The sequence below is a fragment of the Alteromonas sp. 76-1 genome, from assembly GCF_900654235.1.
GTDB lineage: Bacteria > Pseudomonadota > Gammaproteobacteria > Enterobacterales > Alteromonadaceae > Alteromonas > Alteromonas naphthalenivorans.
Window position 1 is genome coordinate 3,717,123 of sequence record NZ_LR136958.1, and the last position, 25,366, is coordinate 3,742,488.

Below are 25,366 nucleotides of genomic sequence, written 5' to 3' on the forward strand. Positions count from 1 at the left end.
ATTATTATCGATACAAAGAGCGATTAATGGTTAACAAGAATAATGACAAGTGGTTTACGTAAAAGCATTAATATAGTTTTACTTAGCGGGCTAGCAATGGCGAGCTACGCGTTTGCCGATACGGTGTCCACCGATAGTTCATTAGACGCACCTGTTGTTCGGTCTTGCCCTACCTCCTTTTTTGACGTGTCGCTAATGGCTAATGCTCGCCAGTGTCAGCAATTCGACGATAGCTTGCCTGCTAGCTTGGTCTATTTTACTAAGCACGCGCCTAAAGAGGTAATCGCCTTCTATCAAAATGCCTATCCCCAATTTGTCAGAAAACCTGCAGTTAACCAACGCACCATGCTTGCAGCAACAGATGATTCGGTTCGTATTGTGGTCTCACCCGATAATGTGGGCACGCAAGTTGATGTACTCATCATTAGTAAGCCATAACCTACCATAAATTTTATTTCCGCCTAGTTACTCTCCTCGTTCAATGTGGCACTGCCTTTGCAATTTCAGTAAAGAACCACAGTGGTGTCAAAAAAAGCGTCATTTTTATGACGCGCATTACACGTTGATATGCGAGGAATATGATGGAACTGGCAATTATTTTAATGATGTTACTTATTGTGGTGGCATTAGGCGCCATAAAATTATCAGATGGTGGCGTAGCGTTTCCTTTTCGCCGAAAGCCACAGCTTTTCACTCCTGTAGAACACTCTTTTTTAAACCTTATTGAACAAGCAATGGGGCGAGAGTTTCGTATCATTTGCCGTGTACGCTTAAGTGACATAGTGTCAGTAAGGCAATCGGCCAACAAGAAAACGGCCAGCCAAGCTATTTCTAGAGCCTCTTCGCGCCAACTTGATTTTATCCTGGTCGACAAACAGGACATGAGCCCCATATTAGCTATCGACCTTGTGCATAACCAAGGGAAAGAGGGTTACAAAACTCAGCGCGATTGGTTTGTTTCTGGCGCATTAGATGCTGCGGGTGTTCCTCATGCGCGAATTAAGGTTAAGTCGGGTTATACCGTAGACGATATTCGTGAATGCCTTGAAAATAAACTTATTCCTTATAGAAGAATTCAACAAAAAATGTCGCAGCTTCCTACGCACAACCCTGAGCCAACTAAGCGCCCGACTCGCCCAGTTAGGTCGAGCCGCGCGGCAGCTGCATAAAAAAAGCCGGTTTCCCCCTAGCCTTTGTTGCACTCCATTATTGCTGTAATAGCAGGTGACAAAGGCTTTTTCCTGTCAGTTTCCCTCATTTCCTTATACAATTCATTACCATATCTGTAGCAAGCTTTGCTTCCCCCAACATTTGAATAAATCGGTGTTTACATGAAAGAGACTGACATGAAAGAGACTGGCATAAAAAAAATTGGCATTCTAGGCGCAATGGATGAAGAAGTTGTGTTACTTAAAGCTTCACTTTCAAACCTTAAAGAAACCACATGGAAGCACTTAACCTTTTATGAAGGCACCCTTAATAACCTTGAGGTTGTGTTAGTAAAGTGTGGTATTGGAAAAGTTGCGGCGGCCCTTGCCACTACGGTACTTATCGAGCAATACGCGCCAGATGTGGTAGTAAATACAGGTTCAGCAGGCGGGTTTGATAAGAACTTAAACATTGGTGACTTAGTGATTGCCACCCATGTTATCCACCACGATGTGGACTTAACCCATTTCGGCTACAAGCTTGGCCAATGTGCTGGCATGCCTGCAGACTACCGTTGTGACAATACGCTCATTGAAGCCGCAAAAACGGCGACGGGCGAGTTAGAAAACATCCAATCTACCAGCGGTCTTATCTGTACTGGCGATTCGTTTATCGGCACCGACGAAGCGGTAGAAGCGCTGCGTGAAAGTTTCCCAGATATGAAAGCAGTTGAAATGGAAGGTGCAGCTATAGCTCAAACCTGTCACATGCTTGACGTACCGTTTTTGGTAATTCGCTCGCTATCTGACATTGCGGGTAAGACATCAACTGTCAGTTTTAAAGAATATTTAGATACGGCGGCAAAACATTCAGCGCAACTTGTTATGGCTATGATCAAAGCGCTGGCGTAGCGGTAAATGGAAGCATTGCTGACCCAATCAGCATATCAGTCGGTGCTGGTATTATGGTTGGCAGTTGTTTTAGATGCCCTTTGGCGGTGGCCGCTTAGCAGCCACCCGCTTACCCTCATGCGTTATTTGGTTAGGCAGATGGGGTTTAAAGTTCTTCCTTCTTTAAGCTACTCTCGTTCGCAGCATTATATCTCTGGTTCATTAGCGGCTATCGTATTATTAGCCCCCTTAATCGTTTGCCTTGCCATACTCATATACATGGCTCAATACCCTGCTTTTTTCGAAGCCGTGATCATGGTTGCCTTGCTCGACTTTGCCTATCAGCGCCATCAATTCAGTAAGATATTAAAAACGGTAGGAAAAAATAAAAAAGTACTCACCAGAGAAACCGTAGACACCATAATTGCCCGTGAATGCACCCAATTAACCGATGTAGGTATTGCGAAAGCGGCCATTGAATCGCTATGGCTTAAGTTTTTATATCTTTATTGCGGCGTTATTTTTTACTTTATGTTGGCAGGCCCGATTGGTGCGCTGACCTACCGTTTGTTATTACTCACCTCGTGGCAATGGCACTACCGAAATCCTAAAATGGTGCATTTTGCTAAACCTGTGCGAAAGCTTGTTTCGTTATTAGTGGTTCCCCCTGCGTTACTCGGTTGTGTTGCTGTGCTTCTTTTCACTCACCCCGTAAAAGGCATTCGAGCAGTAAGACGAAGTAAAGCGCGAGATAAAACCTCCTTGTTACTTGCGCTATTTGGTGGAATACAAAACATTCAATTAGGCGGCCCTGCAATTTATCATGGACGAAAATACCGCTACCCTCGCGTAGGCGGTGCCGAGCAAGTAAAGTATTCAGACATGATACGCAGTAAACGCACTATAGTGGGTGCCATGGCTGTGGTCACCGCCATTGCGAGTGTTTGTTTGCTATTGATCGCTGTACAGACACAAACCCTGAGCGAGGTCTTCTAACGTGAAGAGTCTATTTCACAAATTGCGCAAACACGCTGCATTTATAATAAGTGTTTTACTACTTAAGATATTGAATAAAGGTAGTACTGTAGAGCGTTCGCTAATAATCGTTACATTACTCACACTAGTACCTCTTTCCACTTCAGCTGAAGCGCAAAGTGGTGAGAAAATTAGTGAGGAAACTCAGCATGAATATGTTCAGGCTGTAGAAGCCAGAAAATCAGCCCCGCGGATTATCACGCTTGCACCTCATTTAACCGAGTGGGTTTATAGCCTGGGTTTAGAAGCCCACTTAATTGGCGTTAGCGACTACAGTAACTTTCCTAAAGAAGCACAGCTTTTACCTAAAGTGGCCGACTATCAAGGAGCCGATTTATCCAAGATAATGGCGCTGCAACCTACCCTGATATTAGCGTGGGAAGGAGGTAACAAGCCGCAAGATTTACACCGTTTAGAAAGCTTAGGTTATAAGGTGTTTCGCGCCAAAATCACTGAAATTGAGGACATCGCCAGTGAGTTGATGCGGTTAGCTAAAGTAACTAACACAGAAGAAAAAGCCAATGCGCTCACCAGTGAGTTTTTACATCATTTAGCAGCATTAAGAGCCGAGTACGCCACGCCTTCAAATAACAAGGTGTTTTATTACTCTTGGACATCGCCGCTAATGACCATAGGTGACAATGCGTGGCCGAACAAGCTACTTAACGTATGTGGTGCGCAAACCCTATTTGCCGACAGCCCAGTCGATTACCCGCAAGTTTCGGTACAAGAAGTATTATCTAGGCAGCCTTTTGCTTTGGTGGCCGCAAGCAATCAGCCAACGTCCGATCTTGAGCAATTTTGGCGTCCTCACCGTCGTTTTTTGTCAGCCCCCTTAATTGTGGTCAATCCAGACATTACCAGCAGGTTCTCACTGCGGTTAATTAATGAACTAAAAACACTGTGTAAGGGTATTAACTAGTACTGCCACAAGGTATAATATCGCCTTGTTATGTTTAAAGGTTATTCATGCGAATCGTTTTAGTCTTGTTTGTCGTCGTTGTTGCTGTCACGCTATTTGTGTCAATGCAATGCACAGCGAAAGCAACCTCTCAAGTATCGGTTGCGGCTTCCCCGTACCTTATTGAGCGGGTGAAAAACAATGACTGGATGCTTATCGACGTGCGTTCTCCAAGCGACTTTGCTGATGGACACATTCCAGGCGCCATCAACATGCCTCATGAAAATATTAACGATTATCTTACCGAGCTAGAAGGCCATAAAGACAAGCCTATTATTATTTATTGTCAATCTGGTACTCAGGCTAAACTTGCTATGAAGTTTCTAAAAGACTTAGACTTTTCTGAAGTTATGCATTTAGAAGGCGATATGCTGGGCTGGAATGCCTCCCAAATGCCAATCGACAGAATGTAGCTTTCCGTAGTTATAGCCTTAGCAGATAAAGCTTTTGAAAATATAGCGTCTGTAAATCTAGCTCTCTGCCACTGAATTCGCCACTAACTGCACGCTACGACCTAAACTCTGTCCTACACCGCTATTCACTATCAGACGACAACATCCCTACGTTTTTGATACACTGACACGCATTCACTAAGGTGACAGACAATTCATGAAAATAGACCTCGCAACACCCGCTATGCTTTTTCCAGCAATCTCATTGCTGTTACTGGCCTATACAAACCGGTTTTTAACCCTTGCTACGCTTATTCGTAACTTTTCAAAAGAAGAGCGTGACGACAATACTCTAGCCCAAATCAAGAATTTGAGGCTTCGTATTCAGCTTATTAAGCGGATGCAAATTGCGGGAGTTGGCAGCTTCTTTTTGTGTGTTGTATCTATGCTGGCGATTTACCTTACCTACCAACAAGTGGGAAATTGGATATTCGCATTAAGCTTAGTGTCTCTTCTGTATTCACTTTGGATGTCGGTAAAAGAAATACTCATTTCTGTAGAAGCATTAGATTTTCACCTTGATGGTATGAAAGAGCAACATGACAGCACCAAATCTAAATAGCGTTACTTATCTACCTTTGGCGCCCGAACATTTTGATGATGTTATACGCTTAGGCAACCAAGTTCAGGGTGAAAATTACCTGATGCCCGACACATTAAAAGCCATGTACGACAAAAGCTGGCACAACAATATTAATGCTAGCTTAGTGAGTTATTGCGGTGGTGACATTGTTGGCTTTCGAATTACCTATGCTCATTCACAGTGGCAGTGTGATAAATGGTGCAGTCCAGAATTATGGCCGGTAGCCCCCGAGAAAGTGTGCTATTTCAAATGCAATACGGTATCGCCCGCCATGCAAGGAGCTGGCATTGGAAGTACCTTATTAGCCAAGTCGGTGAACGCGGCCAAAGCGCAAGGCGCTGAAGCAGGACTTGCTCATATTTGGCTTTCAAGCCCGGGTAATAGTGCGTTTAAATACTTTACTAAAAACGGCGGCGAACTTATTAAGAAGCACCCGAACAAGTGGCGCTATGAGTCTATACATGAAGGTTACGATTGCCCTGTGTGCCCTGAAACCTGCGAATGTGAAGGCGCAGAAATGATATTACGGTTTTCTTAAAGCCGAAATAAGTACACAATTTAATGATTATTGGGTAGCACTGTTTTTACGCTTAAAAGCCGCAAATTAATTAGCGACTGACGAAACAGAAAGTAATACAGATAGCATTCCAAGCAAAAAATACAGACATTAAAAAGCCCCGATAAATCGGGGCTTTTTTGTATTTCTTTTAGCACCTAAGTGCTAATGCCAAACTAGGCTAACGTAATTCTCGCGAATTTACGTTTACCCACTTGATAAACATTTTCGCCAGCTTCAGTAAGTACAAGACGAGTATCTTCTACTTTATCGCCGTTAATTTTCACAGCACCTTGCTTAATCATACGCATAGCATCAGACGTTGAGCCCACTAACTTGGTTTCTTTTAATAAGTTACCAATAGCAATACCCTCATCACCTAGTGCAATTTCAAACTCTGGCATTTCATCAGGAATCGCATTTTTCTGGAAACGCTGAATGAAATCTTGATGTGCACCTTCTGCTGCCGCATCGTCGTGGAAACGAGCGATAATCTCTTTCGCCAGCAATATTTTAATATCACGCGGGTTTTCGCCGTTCTCAACACGCTGCTTAAGTTCAGCAATTTCATCAAGTGGACGGAAGCTTAGCAGGTCGTAATAACGCCACATTAAATCATCTGAAATCGACATCACTTTACCAAACATATCGTTTGGTGCATCAGTAATACCGATATAGTTGTTTAATGACTTAGACATTTTTTGAACGCCATCTAGGCCTTCAAGCAACGGCACCATCACAATAGACTGTGGCTTAATACCTTGCTCTTTTTGAAGCTCGCGGCCCATTAGCAAGTTAAAGCGTTGATCGGTACCACCTAACTCAACATCAGATTTTAGCGCAACTGAATCCCACCCTTGTACTAACGGATACAAAAATTCGTGTATCGCAATAGGCTGACCATTGTTGTAACGCTTTTTGAAGTCGTCACGCTCAAGCATACGTGCAACAGTTTGGCTGGCAGCTAATTTAATCATACCCGCAGCGCCTAATTGATCCATCCACTCTGAGTTAAAGCGAATTTGAGTCAGTTCAGGATCAAGAATTTTGAACACTTGTTCTTGATACGTTTGCGCGTTTTCTAATACCTGTTCTTTGTTTAAGGGCTTGCGTGTCACATTTTTCCCTGTAGGATCGCCAATCAGGCCAGTAAAATCCCCAATAAGAAAAACAACGGTATGGCCTAACTGCTGAAAGGTACGCAGTTTATTGATCAAAACAGTGTGACCAAGATGAAGATCAGGCGCAGTAGGATCAAAACCCGCTTTAATGGTTAGGGTTTTGCCGGATTTTAATTTCTCAATTAAATCCTCTTCGGGGAGTATTTCATCCGTTCCCCGTTTAATTTCAGCTAGCGCTGTTTGCCAGTCTTTCATCGGTTATTTCACACTCTTGATGTTGTAGAATCTATTTTGAGCGGCATTTTACGCGGACATTGGAACCATTAAAAGGTTTCTGCGTCAAAAAGCGGATGACTTGTCGTCACGTTCGTTATTGAACGCAATGGTTGAGGGCTTATTAACTGCTGCACTTTGCATATCAAGGTGCACGTCGAGGACATTGAGATCAGGAGGAAGGGGGCTTCCGCAAACACGCGGTAAACCCATCCATGGGCGCTCCGCCATCGCATCCATGCGATGGAGGGTTTGCTACAGCCCCCTCCCTCCTGCTCATGCCCTCGATGTATCATCACTTGCAGTTAAAGTAGCTTTTCGCTATTTCCTATAGCCATTGCGTTCAATAATTAACTTTTGCGCTAAAAAACAATGAGAAAAGTTGCATTTTTAAGCAACTTATGTGACAAGTACATTGCACATAAAATTCTCAAGTAGGTAGTATTATGAGAATCAAACTAGACGCCCTTAAGGCGCTAAACATATTTAAACAATTGCCTAAGCAACACCGAACAGGGTTAGCTATCGCTAGCATGTTTTTAGGTGGGCTTATTCTTTTGCCGTCAGACACGGTAGAAGCGAGTCGTCATCAAGACGCTTTGGTACTTGATACCGGTATTCGTTACCCTCTTGATTTGAACATTATGCCGTCAACCGACGTGTTTTCAATTGAAGAAGAGTCGAACTGGCAAACCTATAAAGTACGCAGCGGCGACACCCTTGCAAAACTGTTTAAGCGTGCGGGTTTTACTTCTCGTGACGTTTACAACGTTACTCAAGCGGGTGATCTTGCTAAAACACTGGTTACCTTATTACCCGGTGATGAGCTTTCGTTTAAAATTAATAACGATGGCACATTTGGTGAGCTTAAATACAAGCTTTCTTCTACCGAAACCTTATTTATTCGCCCTGACTCCACCAGCGAAGATAATAGCTTAACGGCCGAACTTGAAAAGCGTGACGTGGATATTCGCTATAATTTTGCCCAAGGTGAAATTCATTCAAGCTTTTGGAATGCTGGGGCAACAGCAGGATTAACCAGCAACCAAATTATGAACCTTGCGGGCATATTTGGCTGGGATATCGATTTTGCGACAGAAATTCGTTCAGGCGATACCTTTAACGTGGTGTTTGAAGAACAATACATTGATGGTGAGTTCGTGGGCTATGGCGACATAGTTGCAGCAGAATTCACTAACCAAGGTGAAGAGTTTAGCGCTATTTTGCATGAAGATGGCACTTACTACACACCTGAAGGCCGAAGCATGCGTAAGAGCTTTTTACGTGCGCCAATTAACTTTAGGTACGTGAGCTCTAACTTCTCAAAAGCACGTTTCCATCCCGTACAAAAACGCTGGAAAGCACATCGTGGCACAGATTACGTTGCGGCTGTTGGTACGCCAGTTATGGCGGCGGGTGATGGTAAGGTGATTAAGTCTGCGTACGATAAATACAATGGTCACCATGTATTTGTTCAACATGGTGAAAAATATACCACCAAGTATTTGCACTTCAAAAAACGTGCTGTGAAAGTAGGCGACACGGTTAAACAGGGTCAAACCATTGGTTACTTAGGTAGCACTGGCTTGGCATCAGGCCCGCATGTTCACTACGAATTCTTGGTAGACGGTGTACACCGTAACCCTCGTACTGTTTCGCTACCAAAAGCATTACCTATTGCCGCTGAAGAGCGCGAAGCATTTATGGAAATTGCTCATGTACGTCAACAGCAGCTTAATAACAACAAACGCATTATGCTTGCAATGAAATAGCCTACTTATGGCAAAGTATATTGGCCTTATGTCAGGAACTAGCATGGACGGCGTTGACGCCGTCCTTTGCGATATCACTGGCGATAACTGCCAAACTTTACATGCGGTCTCTATTTCCTACCCTGAGAACCTGCTTTCTTTACTTCATTCACTTTGCACCCCCTCTACTAACGAGCTAAATGCGATGGCAACCGCCGACAGGTTGGTGGCCGAAAGCTTTGCACGTGCCGTAAACGTGTTGCTATCAAAAACCCAGCTTTCACCAGACGATATCACCGCAATTGGCTCACATGGTCAAACGATAAGGCACTTTCCGCAGGGAATTGAACTTTCACATGACGTTGAGCAAAAAGGTTTTACGTGTCAGATTGGCGACCCTAATACTCTTGCCGTGTTAACAGGTATTGATGTTATTGCTGATTTTAGGCGCAAAGATATTGCTCTTGGCGGCCAAGGTGCGCCTTTAGTTCCTGCTTACCATAATGCTATTTTCGCTCATGACACCAACCCCAGAGTGTTGGTTAACATTGGCGGTATTGCGAACATTTCAGTATTAGCAGCTAAACGAGATGCTATTGCCCCTCTTGGCTATGATACTGGCCCAGGCAATACCTTAATGGATGTATGGATTAAGCAGCATTTGAACCAACCCTATGATGACAAAGGGCAATGGGCTAGTACCGGTGTAGTAAGTAATGACCTATTAGCAAGACTGCGAGCAGATAGCTATTTTCATCAAACTGCACCCAAAAGTACCGGCAGAGAGTATTTCAATTTAGCATGGTTAACGTCTTACCTTGATGAAATCGCAAGTTCACGAGCCAGCACTCTCGCCCCTCAAGATGTGCAAGCGACGTTATTAGCGCTAACAGCAACGAGTATTGCTGATGAAATTAACAAGCAAAAAATGCCCAAAGGAGCACAAGTGATTGTATGTGGAGGCGGTGCCTTTAATCCGGTGTTGATGCAACGTATAACCGACTTACTGCCACGTTATCAAGTGAGTGACAGCCATAGTATCAATATTCACCCCCAACACGTTGAAGGAGCCGCATTCGCGTGGCTAGCTTTTGCACATCGAAATAATATACCAGGCAACGTACCTGCGGTTACCGGTGCTTCGCGAGAGGCGGTACTGGGAACATATTGCCCAGCAAGCTAAATACAACCCGCCAACTAAATTCAAGTAAGTATTTTAGTTTTGATAATAACCAGCGCGTCTCATTACCGCTTCAGATTGGTGTTGCGCTGTTTTTAAAGCCTCTTGAATAGTAACTTGCTGCTTCACTGCTAAATTTATCTGGACCCCCACTAAGTAGCCGAGTGCAGTGAATTCAGGTATTGGAACAAACTGGCTTCCCGTCGTAGGGACATTAATATTATCTAACTCGGTTGCTAGTAATGCGTTGTATTCATAGCTGGCATAGGGAATAGCTTGTACATAGCTGTCACTGTAAGTTGAATGACGCGTGCCAGCCGGCGCTGCATAATAACCATACTTACTTTTGACCAACGTTATAAACTCTTTAGACGTTAGCCAATAAGCAAGTTCCTGTGCTGCTGCTTTGTTTTGAGATAAATGAGGTATAGCGAAATTCCAAGACCAAAACCATTGAGCCCCCTTTGTCGTTGTCCCTATAGGCGCATAAGTCACACCAACATTCTCTGAAACTTTAGAGTATGAAGGGTTTAGGATATAACCACCTAATGATGATGCATCAACAAAGAATGCTAATTTTCCGTCAGCAAAGAGTTGCTGATTATCTTTCCAACCTAAATCGTATTCACCTGGCGGTCCGTTTTTTACTGCTATTGAGACGTAGTCGTTGATTGCTCGCTCCCACGACTTAGAAGTCAACAGTGGCTTCATATCCTCATCAAACCAGCTTCCACCGTATGTATTTACCATGGTGCCAATTAGCGCCATATTTTGCCCCCACCCTACTTTTGTGCGCAGGCCTATCCCATACAGTTGTGATTTGGGATCTTGGACTACCGTAGCTATGTCGCTTAGGTTTTTATATGTTATTTGCGTGGGCAAACTAATATTAGCGCGCTGTAATAGGTCTGTTCGGTAGAAGGTCAGGGTCGTTTCTCCTACGAACGGCAAACCATAGATCTCATCTTGGTATGTATTTGAATGCGTGGCGATGGGTATAATATCTGTCATGTCATAGTTCGAGGGGTGCTCGGAAAAAGGTAACAACCAACCCTTTTTAGCCCAGATAGGCACTTCGAAATTACCTAGCATTGTTAAGTCAAACTGTGTTTCGTTAACTGCAAAGTCTCCTAGAAGGTGCTTTCTAAGTATGCTCTCTTCCATTATGCGCCATTGAATATCTAGCGCTGCAAAAGGCGAATCATTGTTATCCAAATACCTAATAGCGGCTTCAATCCCATTTATATTAGGCGCACCAACTATCAACTTTTTGTCACTCGCAATATTATCCGGTTCGATAAAAATTCCATATCGCTCTAGTATCGAATCGATGGTTCCATCTGCCTCTAAGGAAGCCAAAGCTTGGTTGAAACGCGCCATAATTTGAGGCGCATCGGGCAGTTTTTTAGATATTCCTAAGAAATGGGGATTACTTTTTCTAAGCCCTTTTATGAACTTAAATTTCTGTGCTAAATGAGGCCGATGATTAGTTATTGTTTGTTTTGCGCTGTACTCATCAATGTAAATAAAGTCTACTCGCCCCCTATCTAACATATCTAACAATGTCGGTAATGATTTGGCTAAGAGTACATCGATATTTTCAGCCTCTCGAAGGCTTGACGGTAATTGGGCTCCACGTAAAACCCCAAGACGAGAAAGACCTAAGTTGGTGAATTGTGTCATCGAATCGCCCAATTCGACGTTTAATAGATTCTTTATATTTCGGCTATTATGAATAAGATAGTTGATGCCCCCACCACGAATAGCATCGGAATATATCATTCCCTCAATATGAGCGGAGCTATCGCGAAGCGGAAAAACACCTTCAACTTGAGCACCATCGGCCAGATAAATAGCCCTAGCATGTGGAAAGAATTCAACTTTGGGTATGTAGCCCATTTTTTCAAAGGCAAGGTGAATGATTTCGTTTACGTACCCTTGTTTAGGGTCATGAGCGCTGCTGAACGGACTTGCTTCTGAGGTAGCTAGAGTAATCGTGTTTCGTTGCTCGGCACAAACGCTAAGTGAAAACGTATAACTTCCTAATAAAATCAAAAATATTGAAAACGGGCTGATGATATTTGAGTTAATAGAGCCAGACCAATTATTCATAATGCCATTATTAATTTAAAACTATTAGCCTAATAGTGGCATGAACGACCGAAATTACCAGTTAATCTAGTTTTCTGCGTATCTCGACGTTTATGGTAAACGGCCTTATTAAGAGCGAGTCAGAGCGACTACTGCGCGAGTTAATATAAAGCCTTTGTGGGTATAACGTTAGTAGCGTCAGCATTACCTACTTCGCAGGCTTCCCTCGTCCTATTACACTCCTATTACGCTCCTCTTACACTCGTTTTGCTATTTATTAGTACCAATCGGCATATCCTTTCATCTTGAATCAATCCAAGTCGCGTCCATTTCTGTAATCACTTACACACAGTTTTAAAAGGAACAACAAATGTCAGAGTTATCTCTGTTTAAGCCTCTAGAATGGGCAGGTAATACACTTCAAAACCGCATGGTATTAGCACCGATGACACGCGGCCGTGCAGGTAGCAACCGCATCCCTAACAAAATAATGGGCGATCAATACGTACAGCGCGCCGATGCTGGCCTTATTATTACCGAAGCAACGGCCATATCGGAAGAAGGTATTGGCTGGGTAGACACGCCTGGAATCTATACCGAAGAAATGGTGGAAGGATGGCGCTCTATTAATGAAAGAGTGCATGAAGCTGGCGGCAAAATTATCCTTCAGTTATGGCATACCGGTCGTGCGTCTCATAGTGACTTTCATAACGGCGACCTGCCTTTTTCTGCGTCTGCTATTGCCATCGAAGGCGATGAAATTCACACGCCAAAAGGTAAAAAGTCTTATGAAGTGCCAAGAGCAATGACGCAAGATGACATTCGTAGAACGGTTGCTGATTTCAAACATGCGGCTGTAAATGCGAAAGCTGCAGGCTTTGATGGTATAGAAGTGCACGCCGCTAACGGTTACCTGTTAAATCAGTTTTTAGACAGTCGCAGCAATCAACGTAGTGATGAATATGGCGGCAGCGTAGATAATCGATACCGCTTCCTTAGTGAAGTGATGGACGCTGTGCTAGAGATTTGGCCTTCAGAGCAAGTTGGAGTGCGTTTATCGCCTAACGGCGTATTTAATGACATGGGTGCAGATGATTTTCGCGATACGTTTACTTATGTCGCCCAAGCACTTAATAAGCTAGACCTTGGCTATTTACATGTGATGGATGGCCTAGCGTTTGGTTTTCATGAACGCGGTGAGCCTATGACTCTTGCTGAGTTTCGTGCATTGTTCGACGGCATGCTAATGGGCAACTGTGGTTATACCCAAGAGGAGGCAGAGAAACGTATTGGCGACGGTGATGCCGACATGATTGCTTTTGGGCGCCCTTGGATCACCAATCCTGATTTGCCTACGCGGTTTAAAAATAACTACCCGCTGGCAGCGTTTGATGACCCTTCAACATGGTATGGTGGTGGTGAAGAAGGTTATACCGATTACAACACCTACCGTGAAGAAAGCGGAAAAGCGGCCATGGAGTCCTTAACCTAACAAATAAGGTTAACCTAACAAATAAGGTTAATTTAACTGCAGGTGCAAAAATGTTGCAGTTAGTAAATAGAAAAGCAGTCATTTCATGACTGCTTTTTTTATATCTTTAGCAACACTGCGCTATTAATATTTCGCTAGCATTACAGCTTTAGTTAAACGCCACTTGTTTATCGGCTAATACCGCAAGCTTTTCTAGGCAAGACATCCATGCATATTGATGTTGATCGCATTCTTGTTGGTTACTGAAACCACTGTGAATTAGCGTTAACGCCACTTCGCCTTCGCTTGTTTCTTCAAACGAAATATCCACTGAGCTCATTACCGTTTCTTCTACGCCATCTTCCCACGCCCAAGAGAACACAAGCTTCTCGTTTGCTAAGATAGTCACATATTCGCCCGTTAGCGCTATTTCAACGCCGTTGGGTTCAATCATCTTTATGCGGTATCTTCCGCCTTCTTTAAAGCTACTCATAATTTGCGATACCGTGCAATTACCCGGAGCAAACCATTCAGATAAATATTCAGGTTCATGAAACGCAGCAAACAAAAAGGAGATGGGCGCATGAAGGGATACATTCAGGGTAAATTGAAACATGTTAAGTCGCCTGTAAAAAAACTAGAGCCTTGGTAAGTTTAGGCGCTAGCAGAAAAGGATTCTAGGCTGTTATCGGCTATGTTCGACATTTTCTTTAGTTTGAACCGATAGCGTTGCCTTATGTGAATGATTATCTTAGGGTATCCTCACTAGCAGTCTCGACTCTGCGTAAACTATTCAAGCTATGTATTCGTGTGCTAATCGTAAAAGCCACCAATAAAGATTACTAAGGCTCATTTATGTCAATTCAATCGCCTACACTCAACGTCTCTATTCTCAGCAAAGATGCCAGTGCATTAGCAGAGGAAATAGCAAATGCATGGCCCCAGCCTCATGCTTTGAATATCTGCCAAGCCGTTACCACTTCTGAACAAATTAACCCCGACGAGGTTGAGGTATTGCTTGCCGATCCTAATTTGGCGGCTAAGGTTATCGACCAGTGCACTGGCTTGAAGTGGTGCCAGTCGACGTGGGCTGGTAATGCACCTCTGCTTAATTTGGACAAAAGCGATTATATACTCACTGGCGTAAAAGGCGTTTTCGGAAAGCTAATGCGCGAATATGTGTTTGCTTATCTCTTGCAATACGCACGCAATATTTCGGCGTTCGCGCATAACCAGAATCACCAGCCCCCAATTTGGGAAGAAAGCCCTCGAGCGCCCCTTACGGGTAAAACCCTTGGCATTTTAGGCGCTGGTTCAATAGCCCAAGCACTTATTCCTGTGGCAAAAAGTTTTGAAATGAAGGTCATAGGCTTATCGAGAAGTGGTCAAGCGGTAGACGGTTTCGATAGCGTCTATGCAGCAACTGGTCTACTCAAATTTGCCCAAAAGGCCGACCATGTAGTGAACCTGATGCCAGATACGCCCGCCACTACAGGTGTATTAAACCAGGCTTTCTTTAACGCACTGAAGCCTCATAGCGTGTTTATCAACGCAGGACGCGGAAGTGCCATTATAGAAGGTGCCCTTTTAAACGCGCTGGATAACGGCACACTACAAGCAGCAGTCCTTGACGTATTTACACAAGAACCACTGCCAGAGAAGCACCCATTTTGGACACACCCCAAGGTGGTAGTTACTGCTCATACTGCCGCAGTATCAACACCTGAAGATGTTGCTAGCGTATTTATAACCAATGCAATGCGTTACATGGCTAACGAACCGCTCCATTATCAATTTGATTTCAACAAAGGCTACTGACGTGGGTCGGTAGCGGTTAGCTCTATACGATCACGGTGCTTTTCATGAAACTCCAGTAACAAAGGATAGTCTTTAAAACTGTGTAATTCTCTGAATAGCACCCAATCTACCATTGAGTACAGGCAAATTTCAGGATACGTCCAGCCACTAAAGCCACCCGCTTCCAGCTGCTTAGATAATGATGAAAAAACCGATTCTATACGTTCTTTTTGCAAACGAATGATGAGCTTGTCTTGATTGATATCGATATCAGAGCGCTTTAGTAGCATCAACTGCACGAATGAATCGTTAGCAGCATCTATCAGAGTAAGCAGATTTTCTTCCTCCCAAGACAGGGAGTCATGGTCAAGTTTACTCGCCAAATAACTATAAATTACTCTGGAATCGAAAATTAGTTGCCCGTTGTCTTCTAGGCAAGGCACTTTTAAGGTGGGGTTTCGCGATGCGAGTAGCTCTCTGTCTTCCCCAGAGAATATTTGTAAATCGAGGAATTCATGGGGCGTGTTAGAAAGTACTACGCGAATTCTACGTACAAATGGAGATGTTACTGAACCATACAGTTTCATAGCTTCAACCTGAGTGAATTTATTTACACACTCAGTTTAGCCATAAAATTAACGTGGAGAAAAGCACTATACCGTAAAGGCGAGACAAGCATACACCAAGATGCGATGTATGCCCGATTATCATTTACACGCTAAAGCTAGCGCCGCATCCGCAAGTGGTGGTTGCATTCGGGTTTTGCACTAAAAAGCGTGAACCTTCTAAACCTTCAACGTAGTCAACAACGCCGCCCACTAAGTATTGCAAACTCATAGGGTCTACCACTAAGGTAACGTCATCTTTATCAATTGTCATATCACCGTCGTTCACTTTCTCATCAAAAGTGAAACCATACTGAAAGCCAGAACAACCGCCCCCAGTAACATAAACCCGCAGTTTTAACGCAGGATTTTCTTCTTCCGTGATGAGCGCTTTTACTTTTGTCGCCGCTGCATCAGAAAACTCAATTGGCAACGCCATTTCTACAGACATACTCACCTCTTCATTAACCATGTGCACCTGCACGCATTCACGTGCACGCATCGATAACCCAATTATCTAATACTTGAGTAATGCTATCAACTATTGGGGTGAAACTAACTGAAACAATAGCCAGCGTTCTTTCATTTAGCATGAAAATGAGAGACTAAATAGACACGCTTGTCTGTAAGGCATACCCTGAAAAGAAACAAACGGGATCATCATGGCGCATTCAGTATCTTCTATTTCTCTTCTTGAGCGCAAACTTACATTGCCTGAAGGCGATGATGCGCCTTTTATTGATAGTCGCAAGCATTACAAAAACACATTGAAAAGCTGGCAGAAAAAACTGCTACATGTACAGCAGGCTTACTATCATCAAGGCCGACGCGCCATCATCGTGTTTGAAGGATGGGATGCCTCAGGTAAAGGCGGCGCTATTAGGAGGATAACCGAAAAACTTGACCCTCGCGGGTTTCGCGTCCACTCGTTCGCCAAACCCACAGCTGAGGAACAAGGTCGCCACTACCTCTATCGGTTTCAAACACGGCTACCTGTACCGGGAAGAATAGCCATTTTTGACCGCTCTTACTATGGCCGTGTGATGGTAGAACGCATTGAAGGTTTTACACCTAAACCCGCATGGGAAAGAGCTTATCAAGAAATTAATGAGTTTGAACGACTCTTAATTGATGACGGCGTAACAATTATAAAACTCTTTATGCATATTTCAGCAGCCGAGCAATTAGAGCGCTTTGAAGAACGCTTAAATAACCCTTACAAACGCTGGAAGCTAACCGAAGAAGATATACGAAATCGTGGCCGACGGGACGACTACATTGATGCCATAGAAGAGATGTTTGATAAAACCGATACTCAAATGGCACCCTGGCATGTGATAGAGGCCGAGCATAAATGGTTTGCACGTATTAGCGTGCTAAAAACGATTGTTGAGGCACTGAGTGAGGGCGTAGTTGTAGAACCACCGCCAATCGACCCTACCGTGGTGCATTTAGCAAAGCAGCAACTTGGTATTACTTTAGAGAAAAGCGAATAAACAATAACAGTTTACCCATGCCTTGTTACTAAGGCATGGGCAATACTATTTTAGAGTAAGTCGCGGCATGGGCGGTTTTGATACGGTGTAAACCGGCTATTCCTGGCCTTAGCCCTAGTTCTAGCTTTCAGGCAAAGTAACGTTTAGCTCAAGCACGCTGCAATCGTCACTGCTTTCCAACTGTACCGACACTTGGTCGTCTGCAATACTCACATATTTGCGTATTACCTGAATAATTTCTTGCTGCATCATGGGCAGATAATCAGGCTCGGTACGTTTACGTCTTTCGTGAGCTACAATGATTTGTAACCGCTCTTTGGCCACTGCCGCAGTGCGCGGCTTTTCCTTTTTCTTGAGTAGGTAATCGAAAATACTCATTACTTGCCTCCTAGCAGGCGCTTAAAGAACCCTTTCTTCTCTGCTTCTAGAAATCTATGTTCAATGGTTTCGCCTAATAAGCGGCGAACGGCGTCTGAATATGCCTGACCTGCGTTGGCTTCTAAGTCTAGAATAACCGGCTGACCTTGGTTAGAAGCTTTAAGTACGGCTTCCGATTCAGGAATAACGCCCAATAGTGGTATCGCTAATATTTCTTCAACATCAGCAACGCTAAGCATTTCTGCACTTTCAACTCGCTGAGGATTGTAGCGGGTAAGCAATAAATGCTCTTTTACCGGCTTGCCTTGTTCAGCGCGCAAAGACTTACTTTGCAAAATACCTAAAATACGATCTGAATCACGTACCGAAGAGACTTCAGGGTTAGTCACAACGATAGCTTCATCGGCAAAATACAATGCCATTTGAGCGCCTTGTTCTATACCTGCTGGTGAATCACAGATAATAAAATCGAAATCTTCTTTCAACTCGTTAAGAACGGCTTGAACCCCATCGATGGTAAGCGCGTCTTTATCACGTGTTTGTGATGCTGGCAGAATAAACAAGTTGTCGGTACGCTTATCTTTAATTAGCGCTTGTTTCAGCGTGGCTTCTTTATTTATCACGTTAACGAAGTCGTAAACCACACGGCGTTCACAGCCCATGATCAAATCGAGGTTACGTAAGCCCACATCAAAATCTATCACGACGGTTTTATGACCCGCTAAGGCTAAACCTGTACTGATAGCCGCACTTGAAGTCGTTTTACCAACCCCACCTTTACCCGATGTAACTACGATAATCTTTGCCATTTTTAATTCCTTGTAGAATACGTTAACACTTAGGCGATAGGCTCAATGTGTAACGTGTCCTCTTCTAAATAGATTTGTGCGGGCTGTTTCCAGCATGATGCTTTTACGGTTTCATGCATAATGAATTGCCCAGCAATTGAGATAAGTTCTGCATCTAACGACTGACAAAAAACGCGGGCATGCACGTTACCTTTTACGCCCGCCAGAGCTCGGCCTCTAAGTGTGCCGTAAACATGAATATTTCCATCTGCTAGTACTTCTGCCCCTTCACTCACCGCTGCGGTAATTACCAAATCACCACCTTCGGCATAGACTTGCTGCCCTGAGCGTACTGGGCGGCTAATGACTTTTACTGGTTTAGTGGCTGCTGGTGTGGGTACTGGCGAAGATACTGGTGTGGATGCTGCTGGCTCATTCGCGGCCTGCTCTTTAGACGTGGTACTTTCTGATTTTGTTGTTTTCAACGAGCTTTCGGTGAATTTACTTTGGCTAACATCCGCTAACCCCAAATCGTTGATGATACTTCTAAGTGGCCCAACTTCACCGCGAACCGCCATAGGCTGAAGCTTAAAGCGTCGACATAACGCAACAAGCAACTCGAATTCGGTGGCAGTGAGTGATTTGACTAAATGCAATATTAGCGATGAACGAGTGAAAAACTGGGGTGCACTATTTACCTTTTCAGCAAGCTGAGATTCAAAGGTATCTGGCTCAAAATCGATCACTTCTAACACGATACTGGTTAGTGTAGTGCCCTTCATGCGAAAGCATGTATCTGTCATTAATTATTCCTGAGTAATTTTTATTGCTCAACTGCCCAACCATGAGGGCTTAAAGCGAGTATGCACTCTATCAAATTCCGCTTCATCGGCAATAGGCAAGCGCTTAACAAGCGCACAACTGCTCACAAAACAACCACAATCTAACATTCCTTCGCACTAGGCATCTAGTATCGACCTAAAATTGCATTGAAAATCCGTAAAAAAAAGCGTGGGGCTCCACGCTTTTTTATCAAAATTTTGTCCAAAGAGCGTTTCAACCAGGGAATTAAAGCTCGGTTAACCGCCCTACTAAATGCTTTAGCGCTGAGTTTCAGTCAGTTTTTTAGGGTCTAATAACGATTCCAGCTCAGACCTTGGCAAGTCGGTCATCGCTTCTGCAACATCGATAACGGGCATTTTATCTTTGTAAGCTTTTTTCGCTATTTCTGCGGCTTTCGCATAACCAATGATAGGGTTGAGCGCAGTCACTAAAATAGGGTTTTTCGCCAATGCTTTCTCAAGGTTCTCTTGGTTAACCGTAAACCCTTTAATGGCCTGCTCGCCCAAAAGCACACAGCTATTCGATATTAGCTTGATGCTCGACAGCAAATTGTCGGCAATCATAGGCAACATAACGTTAAGCTCGAAATTGCCCGACTGCCCGCCCACCGTTATGGCTGCATCGTTTCCCATCACCTGCGCCGATGCCATCGCTACCGCTTCGGGTATTACGGGGTTCACTTTGCCGGGCATAATGGATGACCCTGGTTGCAATGCCGGCAGCGATACTTCACCTAATCCAGCAAGGGGCCCTGAGTTCATCCAGCGTAAGTCATTTGATATTTTCATTAAGGTAACGGCGAGGGATTTTATCGCGCCTGATAAAGTTACCGCTGTATCTTGCGAGCTAATTAACGCAAAGCAGTTATCAGCAGGGGTAAATGCTATACCTGTAAGTTCAGACAGAGTACTTGCAAAAGTGGCAGCAAAGTCAGGGTGTGCGTTTACTCCTGTGCCAACTGCCGTTCCACCCTGCGCTAACGTTTGAATGGCGGGTTGAAGCGATTTTATTGTCTTACGTTGCTGACTAAGCTGCGCAGACCAAGCACCTAAACTTTGATCCATCCTAACCGGCATAGCATCCATTAAGTGTGTGCGGCCGGTTTTGCAATAATCAGACACTGAGCTCGCTTTGGTATCAATGATATCGATTAGCTTCGTAATGGCCGGGATAAGCGATTCTGTCAGCTCAATGGCGGCACTTGCATGAATGGTAGTGGGGATAACATCGTTTGAGCTTTGTCCGTTGTTAACATGATCGTTAGGGTGGACCGCTTCCCCTTCACGTTTACCCTGTTGCTGATTCGCCAAGTTAGCGATGACCTCATTGGCATTCATATTGGTGCTAGTGCCTGAGCCTGTTTGAAATACATCTACCGGGAAGTGCTGCTGTAACTCGGGCTCATCAAGCAAGGTGTCACAGGCTTGCTGAATAGCGTCGGCAGTTTCAGCATCAAGGGTTTCGAGTTTTTTGTTCGCAAGTGCAGCAGCTTTTTTAATTGTCACTAGGGTGCGAAGAAAAGTAAGCGGCATTCGTTCACCACTTAATGGAAAGTTATTAATTGCGCGTTGTGTCTGTGCGCCATATAACGCGTCGCTAGGAACTTCGAGCTCGCCCATGCTGTCACTTTCTGTTCGGGTATTTGTCATTACTGTCCCCTTAATCTGATGAAATAAACGTTACTCTACTCTTGCCTACTTCACCCTGCACGGTTTGGATCCTTATTTATCTCTTTCAACAACAGTGCTTCTGTCAACGCGTTTATCAACGCTTTCGTCAAAGCTCCTATTAACGTAGAGCCCAACAAACCCGAGTCACAAGTGCTATCGGTAGGTATTGACAGTACGTATTAACAGGACATCTTGACAGAAAACCTGTTAATGATAATAATTAGCATTATTATTTAATGCGATTGTAGCATGATCTGATCACGTAAAAGTTCGTAGGAATTAGTACTGTTTGTTTAAAAAGCACACGACATGTGCTTTTGCTAAAACCTGTTATTTTCACTGTAACGTGTGGGGCTGGAGCTTTAGTACTGGGCCTTTTATCACTAAGCCTTGTAAGACGAACACCTGTTGCTATCACCTGGAATCGAGAGTGTCTTCTTTAACTTCAACTGAAAAAGTCAGTAGATACAGCATTAGGCAGAAAACACTAATGTTAAACAAGCGCCTGTTCTTACCGGCGTTTATCGTCGTGCTGCTTGTTTACTCATTCACGCGTGAAGCGACCATCGCGGTTCTATCCGATGCCTATTTTCAAGTAGCGGCATTTGTTTATGCATCACTGTCAGTTTATTACCTTGCCACTTTGAAAGTATCCGCTGAAGCCATTGGCGACTTTATGCGCAAGCATCCGCTCTATGAAGTAGGCTTAGCATCTTTTCTTGGTGCCCTTCCCGGCTGCGGGGGCGCGATTATTGTAGTCACTCAATATACCCGAGGTGTTACTAGTTTTGGTGCTGTGGTTGCTGTATTGACAAGTACCATGGGTGACGCCGCGTTCTTGCTATTGGCTCAGGCGCCGTTTGACGGCTTAACCGTAATGGGTGTTGGCATGGTAGTGGGTACCCTTACCGGCGTTATTGTAAACCGTTTCCACAATTACCAACCGCCTTCCTCGACTACTACACTTGGCAGTGCTGACGACAATACCGATGATAGAGTTGATGATAGTAAGCCATCCGCTACCACTGTCTCCTCTTCCATTGATAAGCTTTCTACTTACTTTTGGCTGGTTGTCGCATTACCATCACTTGCTATCGCCCTAGGCTTGTCGTTCCAATCGCCCGTTCATGAATATCTGGGGGTAACAGAACCTACATTGCAACTTATTGGTGCCGTATTATGCCTGTCGGCAATTACACTGTGGTCGTTAAACGGCGGCAGTGCAGGTTATGCTTCGCTAACTAAAGAAGATGCTATTACGCCTCCGCCACGCTGGCAGAGTAAAGCCGCGCTAGATACCCAATTTGTATTAGCTTGGGTTGTGGTTGCTTTCTTATTATTTGAATTAGCGATACTGTGGTTTGGACTCGATATAGGTGCCACCTTAACCTCTATGGGCGCAAGCGTTGTAGGCTTGGCAATTTTGGTGGGGTTTATACCTGGGTGTGGTCCACAAATATTAGTGACCAGTCTGTATTTGAATGGTGCAGTGCCTTTTTCTGCTCAACTTGGTAATGCTATTAGTAACGATGGTGATGCCTTGTTTCCCGCCATAGCCCTATCACCTAAAGCGGCCATTCTAGCCACTGTCTACTCTGCTATTCCTGCCATAACGGTGGGCTATGGGTATTATTTTCTATTCGAAAGATAGCGATATCAGTGAGGCTAGTAGCTTTGAAACACTAACGGTTCCCACTTGAGAATGAGCTTCTTCGCTCGGCACTATGGGGTTGCATTGTACTTATCGTCGAAGCGCTACTGCGTATCTTCTAATGTATTGCCACTGTTTAATGCGTCTTCCCACGTTACCGTTTTAGCTAAGTCTCCACGCCGAGAATTATACTGATATACGGTGGTAGTAAGGGTAATTGATGTCGGTTGAAAACCATCGGGTAGCGTAAAGCTTGTATTAATGGCTTGAAAATACTTAAACCTGTATTCAATGTCTTGCGGAATAAAACCAGGTTCACCAATCGTTACCGTATATTCCTTCCCATCCCGCTCACCTGATAAGGTGACAGCGAGTTTGCCCTTAACTACTGCTTTGTTTTGTCGCTGCTGTAGTACTACAAAACGCATTTGAAACTGATTAGGTTCTGGCAGTAAGGCAACCTCTACCCCTTCAATGATAAAACCATCTTGGGTGGTTTCAGGTGCCATAATTCGTTGGTAAAAAGCGAGTTGCTGCTGAAGCTCAGCCTGTTCCGCTTCAACGTTATTGAGTTGCTCGGCAATCGATTTTTTTTCCAATTCTGTTAACTGTAATGCGACTTCCAATTGGTTAACCTGAGTCACATATTGATTATTTTCACTGACTAATAACGCAATGGTTTTGTCTTGAGCAGCTACCTTCAGGCTATCGCCCTCATCCGCTATTCGCGCTAGCTTGTAGCCAAACGCTATCATTATTAGTAGCAAAGCAGCGACAAGCAATGACCACTTATAATCACCGAGGAGTTGTTTCAATTTATCAGTTGTCATGAATAGTTATGGTTCTTAATTTTCTCGAGCCAGATACATTAAAATTCTTAACATTATGAATTTCAAGTGTTTGTGGTAAGCTGCTTATATCTACGATTTCTCTACTGTATCACAACATGCGTTTGCAGGCTTTACGACAAGAAGTGGCTCACCCGAGGACGTCTATACAACTTTGCCTCTTGGGTATTGTGGGCGGCGTAAGTGCTGCATCGCTGATCATCATGTTCCGCCTTTGCGTAGAATGGCTTCAAGCGTCAGGTTTCGGTGCACTTCGAGAGTGGTTCAATGATGAGTGGCCTGTTTGGTTTCTCATGCCCTTACTTAGCGTGCTGTGTATTTTGCTTATTGCCTATATCACTGGTTTTAAGCACTATCGAATGGGTATTCCCTTTGTTATCCACCGCGTAAAATATTACTACGGCCATATTCCCTTTCGCACCACTATTAATCAGTTTTTCGGCGGTATGTTGGCCTTAGCCGGCGGCTTCGTGGTAGGCCGCGAAGGCCCTTGTGTTCACCTAGGTGCATCGGCCAGTAGCTTCTTAGGCCAATGGCTACGACTTCCCTACAACAGCATTCGTATTTTAGCGGGTTGTGGTATTGCTGCGGGCATATCCGCGTCATTTAATACCCCGTTTGCTGCGGTTATCTTCGTTATGGAAGTGGTACTGAGGGAATATAAAATTCATATATTTGTACCCGTTATGCTTGCCGCTGCGTGTGGCTCGGTGTTAACCCGTATCGTATTTGGGCAAGTAAACGAACTGTCGTTTTTGTCTTTTACCGCATTTAGTCAGTGGATGTACCTATACCTTGTTTTACTTGGCGTTTTACTCGGTATGCTGGCTACATTATTTAACAACCAACTTATGCGGGTAATGACCTGGTTTAGACCTGTCCCTATGGTATGGCGACTTATGCTGGCGGCGCTAATAACAGGTACAGTGGGTATGTTGTTGCCCGAGGCATTAGGGGCCAACTTTATTGATGTCGAAACGCTGTTTGCCAGCAACCCAGAAACCCTTTTACTGTGTGCTATTTTGGTGAGTAAAGTCGTTCTGGCTGTATTTGCTATTGGGCTAGGTATTCCCGGCGGAATCATTGGGCCTGTAATGGTTATCGGCATGCTTGCTGGTGCTGTACTGTTGGTGCCCTTGTCGTACTTTATCGACGTGCCTGAATTTACTAACAGCTTTGCCCTATTAGGTATTGCTGGCATGCTAACTGCCGTGCTTCACGCCCCCTTAGCTGCCTTGTCGGCGGTAATGGAGTTATCGTACAGCCCTGAAATTATTTTGCCCGCCATGTTGGTCATCGTGCCTGCTTATGTGACATCAACACAATTTTTCGGCAATCGGTCGATTTTTATTCGCCAATTAGATTATCAAAACCTACCCTATGCCATTTCTTCCATACGCGAAGCGCTCGAAAAAACGGGTGTACTGGCAGCATTAAGCAAAGATTATAAACTTTTTCATGACGCGCCAGATAAGGCATTGGAAGACTATTTATCGAAAAATCCAACAAAGATCGTAATTCAACAATCAAAATTTGAAATAGATGTGCAGTATCGTCTGGTCCAATATAATGTGAGCTTAGAACACGATGCGAATGCGCTCAGTTATCACGAGATGGAAGGCTTGAATGCTCAAAGCACGCTTCATGAAGTATATGAGCATCTTAAAAATACGCGTTCTGGCGCGGTCTATATTTACGATCAGGAACTCAACGACATCATTGGCGTTATTACCTGGAATATTTTGCAAAGCTTTTTACAAAAGGCACAGTATTAACA

General features: G+C 44.1%; 26 protein-coding genes. 15 read left to right on the top strand and 11 right to left on the bottom strand.

Going from position 1 to position 25,366, the window contains the following annotated elements; translation table 11 throughout:
• Positions 1 to 42: 42 nt before the first annotated feature.
• The 8 genes from ALT761_RS16025 to ALT761_RS16060 all read left to right on the top strand — a co-directional run bounded on the left by ALT761_RS16025 (position 43) and on the right by ALT761_RS16060 (position 5,608).
• Positions 43 to 438, top strand: coding sequence for a hypothetical protein (locus tag ALT761_RS16025; protein WP_129739941.1), 396 nt, complete (start codon positions 43 to 45; stop codon positions 436 to 438).
• Positions 439 to 581: 143 nt separating this feature from the next.
• Positions 582 to 1,169 carry a DUF2726 domain-containing protein gene (locus ALT761_RS16030; protein WP_013782829.1) on the top strand — a complete coding sequence of 196 codons (588 nt, stop codon included), beginning with the start codon at positions 582 to 584 and terminating at the stop codon, positions 1,167 to 1,169.
• A gap of 192 nt (positions 1,170 to 1,361) precedes the next feature.
• Positions 1,362 to 2,060, top strand: a complete 699-nt coding sequence (locus ALT761_RS16035) for a 5'-methylthioadenosine/adenosylhomocysteine nucleosidase (RefSeq protein WP_129740678.1) — start codon at positions 1,362 to 1,364, stop codon at positions 2,058 to 2,060.
• A gap of 6 nt (positions 2,061 to 2,066) precedes the next feature.
• A complete protein-coding gene (locus ALT761_RS16040) occupies positions 2,067 to 3,035 on the top strand; it encodes a cobalamin biosynthesis protein CobD/CbiB (protein WP_129739942.1) in 969 nt (322 codons plus the stop codon).
• Between the two features lies 1 nt (position 3,036).
• Positions 3,037 to 3,996, top strand: coding sequence for a helical backbone metal receptor (locus ALT761_RS16045; protein WP_129739943.1), 960 nt, complete (start codon positions 3,037 to 3,039; stop codon positions 3,994 to 3,996).
• Positions 3,997 to 4,043: 47 nt separating this feature from the next.
• Positions 4,044 to 4,448, top strand: coding sequence for a rhodanese-like domain-containing protein (locus tag ALT761_RS16050; RefSeq protein ID WP_129739944.1), 405 nt, complete (start codon positions 4,044 to 4,046; stop codon positions 4,446 to 4,448).
• 196 nt (positions 4,449 to 4,644) lie between these two features.
• Positions 4,645 to 5,049: a DUF2721 domain-containing protein gene (locus tag ALT761_RS16055; RefSeq protein WP_126873123.1), complete on the top strand. Its 405-nt coding sequence runs from the start codon at positions 4,645 to 4,647 to the stop codon at positions 5,047 to 5,049.
• Complete coding sequence (locus ALT761_RS16060; protein WP_129739945.1) at positions 5,027 to 5,608, top strand: GNAT family N-acetyltransferase; 582 nt, start codon at positions 5,027 to 5,029, stop codon at positions 5,606 to 5,608. The genes ALT761_RS16055 and ALT761_RS16060 overlap by 23 nt, the downstream gene beginning before the upstream one ends.
• Positions 5,609 to 5,802: 194 nt before the next feature.
• On the opposite strand, the gene tyrS is transcribed toward ALT761_RS16060, so the two are convergent.
• The gene (gene tyrS / locus ALT761_RS16065; RefSeq protein WP_129739946.1) at positions 5,803 to 7,002 is read right to left on the bottom strand and encodes a tyrosine--tRNA ligase; all 1,200 of its coding nucleotides are present in this window, start codon (positions 7,000 to 7,002) and stop codon (positions 5,803 to 5,805) included.
• A gap of 84 nt (positions 7,003 to 7,086) precedes the next feature.
• Positions 7,087 to 7,260: a hypothetical protein gene (locus ALT761_RS20680; protein ID WP_013782821.1), complete on the bottom strand. Its 174-nt coding sequence runs from the start codon at positions 7,258 to 7,260 to the stop codon at positions 7,087 to 7,089.
• 206 nt (positions 7,261 to 7,466) lie between these two features.
• Between ALT761_RS20680 and ALT761_RS16070 the strand changes: the two genes are divergently transcribed.
• Positions 7,467 to 8,792, top strand: coding sequence for an OapA family protein (locus ALT761_RS16070; protein ID WP_126873120.1), 1,326 nt, complete (start codon positions 7,467 to 7,469; stop codon positions 8,790 to 8,792).
• Between the two features lie 7 nt (positions 8,793 to 8,799).
• Positions 8,800 to 9,954 carry an anhydro-N-acetylmuramic acid kinase gene (locus tag ALT761_RS16075; protein ID WP_129739947.1) on the top strand — a complete coding sequence of 385 codons (1,155 nt, stop codon included), beginning with the start codon at positions 8,800 to 8,802 and terminating at the stop codon, positions 9,952 to 9,954.
• A 33-nt stretch (positions 9,955 to 9,987) separates the two neighbouring features.
• Here the strand turns inward: ALT761_RS16075 and ALT761_RS16080 are convergent, their stop codons facing one another.
• Entirely contained in the window at positions 9,988 to 12,063 is a 2,076-nt protein-coding gene (locus ALT761_RS16080; protein ID WP_129739948.1) for an extracellular solute-binding protein, read from the bottom strand.
• Positions 12,064 to 12,412: 349 nt separating this feature from the next.
• On the opposite strand from ALT761_RS16080, the gene ALT761_RS16085 reads away from it, so the two are divergent.
• On the top strand, positions 12,413 to 13,534 hold the full coding sequence (locus ALT761_RS16085; RefSeq protein WP_129739949.1) for an alkene reductase: 1,122 nt from the start codon (positions 12,413 to 12,415) through the stop codon (positions 13,532 to 13,534).
• 148 nt (positions 13,535 to 13,682) lie between these two features.
• Here the strand turns inward: ALT761_RS16085 and ALT761_RS16090 are convergent, their stop codons facing one another.
• Entirely contained in the window at positions 13,683 to 14,129 is a 447-nt protein-coding gene (locus tag ALT761_RS16090) for an SRPBCC family protein (protein WP_129739950.1), read from the bottom strand.
• Between the two features lie 239 nt (positions 14,130 to 14,368).
• Between ALT761_RS16090 and ALT761_RS16095 the strand changes: the two genes are divergently transcribed.
• Positions 14,369 to 15,331 carry a D-2-hydroxyacid dehydrogenase gene (locus ALT761_RS16095; protein WP_129739951.1) on the top strand — a complete coding sequence of 321 codons (963 nt, stop codon included), beginning with the start codon at positions 14,369 to 14,371 and terminating at the stop codon, positions 15,329 to 15,331.
• Here the strand turns inward: ALT761_RS16095 and ALT761_RS16100 are convergent.
• Entirely contained in the window at positions 15,325 to 15,897 is a 573-nt protein-coding gene (locus ALT761_RS16100) for a glutathione S-transferase family protein (RefSeq protein ID WP_129739952.1), read from the bottom strand. The two genes, ALT761_RS16095 and ALT761_RS16100, sit on opposite strands and share 7 nt — an antisense overlap.
• A gap of 124 nt (positions 15,898 to 16,021) precedes the next feature.
• The gene (gene erpA, locus ALT761_RS16105) at positions 16,022 to 16,366 is read right to left on the bottom strand and encodes an iron-sulfur cluster insertion protein ErpA (RefSeq protein ID WP_013782811.1); all 345 of its coding nucleotides are present in this window, start codon (positions 16,364 to 16,366) and stop codon (positions 16,022 to 16,024) included.
• Positions 16,367 to 16,577: 211 nt separating this feature from the next.
• Between erpA and ALT761_RS16110 the strand changes: the two genes are divergently transcribed.
• Positions 16,578 to 17,411, top strand: a complete 834-nt coding sequence (locus tag ALT761_RS16110) for a polyphosphate kinase 2 family protein (protein WP_129739953.1) — start codon at positions 16,578 to 16,580, stop codon at positions 17,409 to 17,411.
• Positions 17,412 to 17,531: 120 nt separating this feature from the next.
• Here ALT761_RS16110 and minE read toward each other — a convergent pair whose 3' ends face one another.
• From minE to ALT761_RS16130, 4 genes are all read right to left on the bottom strand, one after another.
• On the bottom strand, positions 17,532 to 17,789 hold the full coding sequence (gene minE / locus ALT761_RS16115) for a cell division topological specificity factor MinE (RefSeq protein WP_013782809.1): 258 nt from the start codon (positions 17,787 to 17,789) through the stop codon (positions 17,532 to 17,534).
• The gene (minD, locus tag ALT761_RS16120; RefSeq protein WP_013782808.1) at positions 17,789 to 18,598 is read right to left on the bottom strand and encodes a septum site-determining protein MinD; all 810 of its coding nucleotides are present in this window, start codon (positions 18,596 to 18,598) and stop codon (positions 17,789 to 17,791) included. The genes minE and minD overlap by 1 nt, the downstream gene beginning before the upstream one ends.
• Positions 18,599 to 18,627: 29 nt before the next feature.
• Complete coding sequence (minC, locus tag ALT761_RS16125) at positions 18,628 to 19,380, bottom strand: septum site-determining protein MinC (protein WP_129739954.1); 753 nt, start codon at positions 19,378 to 19,380, stop codon at positions 18,628 to 18,630.
• A 297-nt stretch (positions 19,381 to 19,677) separates the two neighbouring features.
• Complete coding sequence (locus ALT761_RS16130; RefSeq protein WP_129739955.1) at positions 19,678 to 21,069, bottom strand: class II fumarate hydratase; 1,392 nt, start codon at positions 21,067 to 21,069, stop codon at positions 19,678 to 19,680.
• A gap of 451 nt (positions 21,070 to 21,520) precedes the next feature.
• Here ALT761_RS16130 and ALT761_RS16135 point away from each other — a divergent pair, with 451 nt between their 5' ends.
• Complete coding sequence (locus ALT761_RS16135) at positions 21,521 to 22,741, top strand: putative manganese transporter (protein ID WP_232043481.1); 1,221 nt, start codon at positions 21,521 to 21,523, stop codon at positions 22,739 to 22,741.
• A 104-nt stretch (positions 22,742 to 22,845) separates the two neighbouring features.
• Here the strand turns inward: ALT761_RS16135 and ALT761_RS16140 are convergent, their stop codons facing one another.
• Positions 22,846 to 23,571 carry a DUF6776 family protein gene (locus tag ALT761_RS16140; protein ID WP_129739956.1) on the bottom strand — a complete coding sequence of 242 codons (726 nt, stop codon included), beginning with the start codon at positions 23,569 to 23,571 and terminating at the stop codon, positions 22,846 to 22,848.
• Between the two features lie 116 nt (positions 23,572 to 23,687).
• Between ALT761_RS16140 and ALT761_RS16145 the strand changes: the two genes are divergently transcribed.
• Positions 23,688 to 25,364, top strand: coding sequence for a chloride channel protein (locus ALT761_RS16145; RefSeq protein WP_129739957.1), 1,677 nt, complete (start codon positions 23,688 to 23,690; stop codon positions 25,362 to 25,364).
• Positions 25,365 to 25,366: the final 2 nt, after the last annotated feature.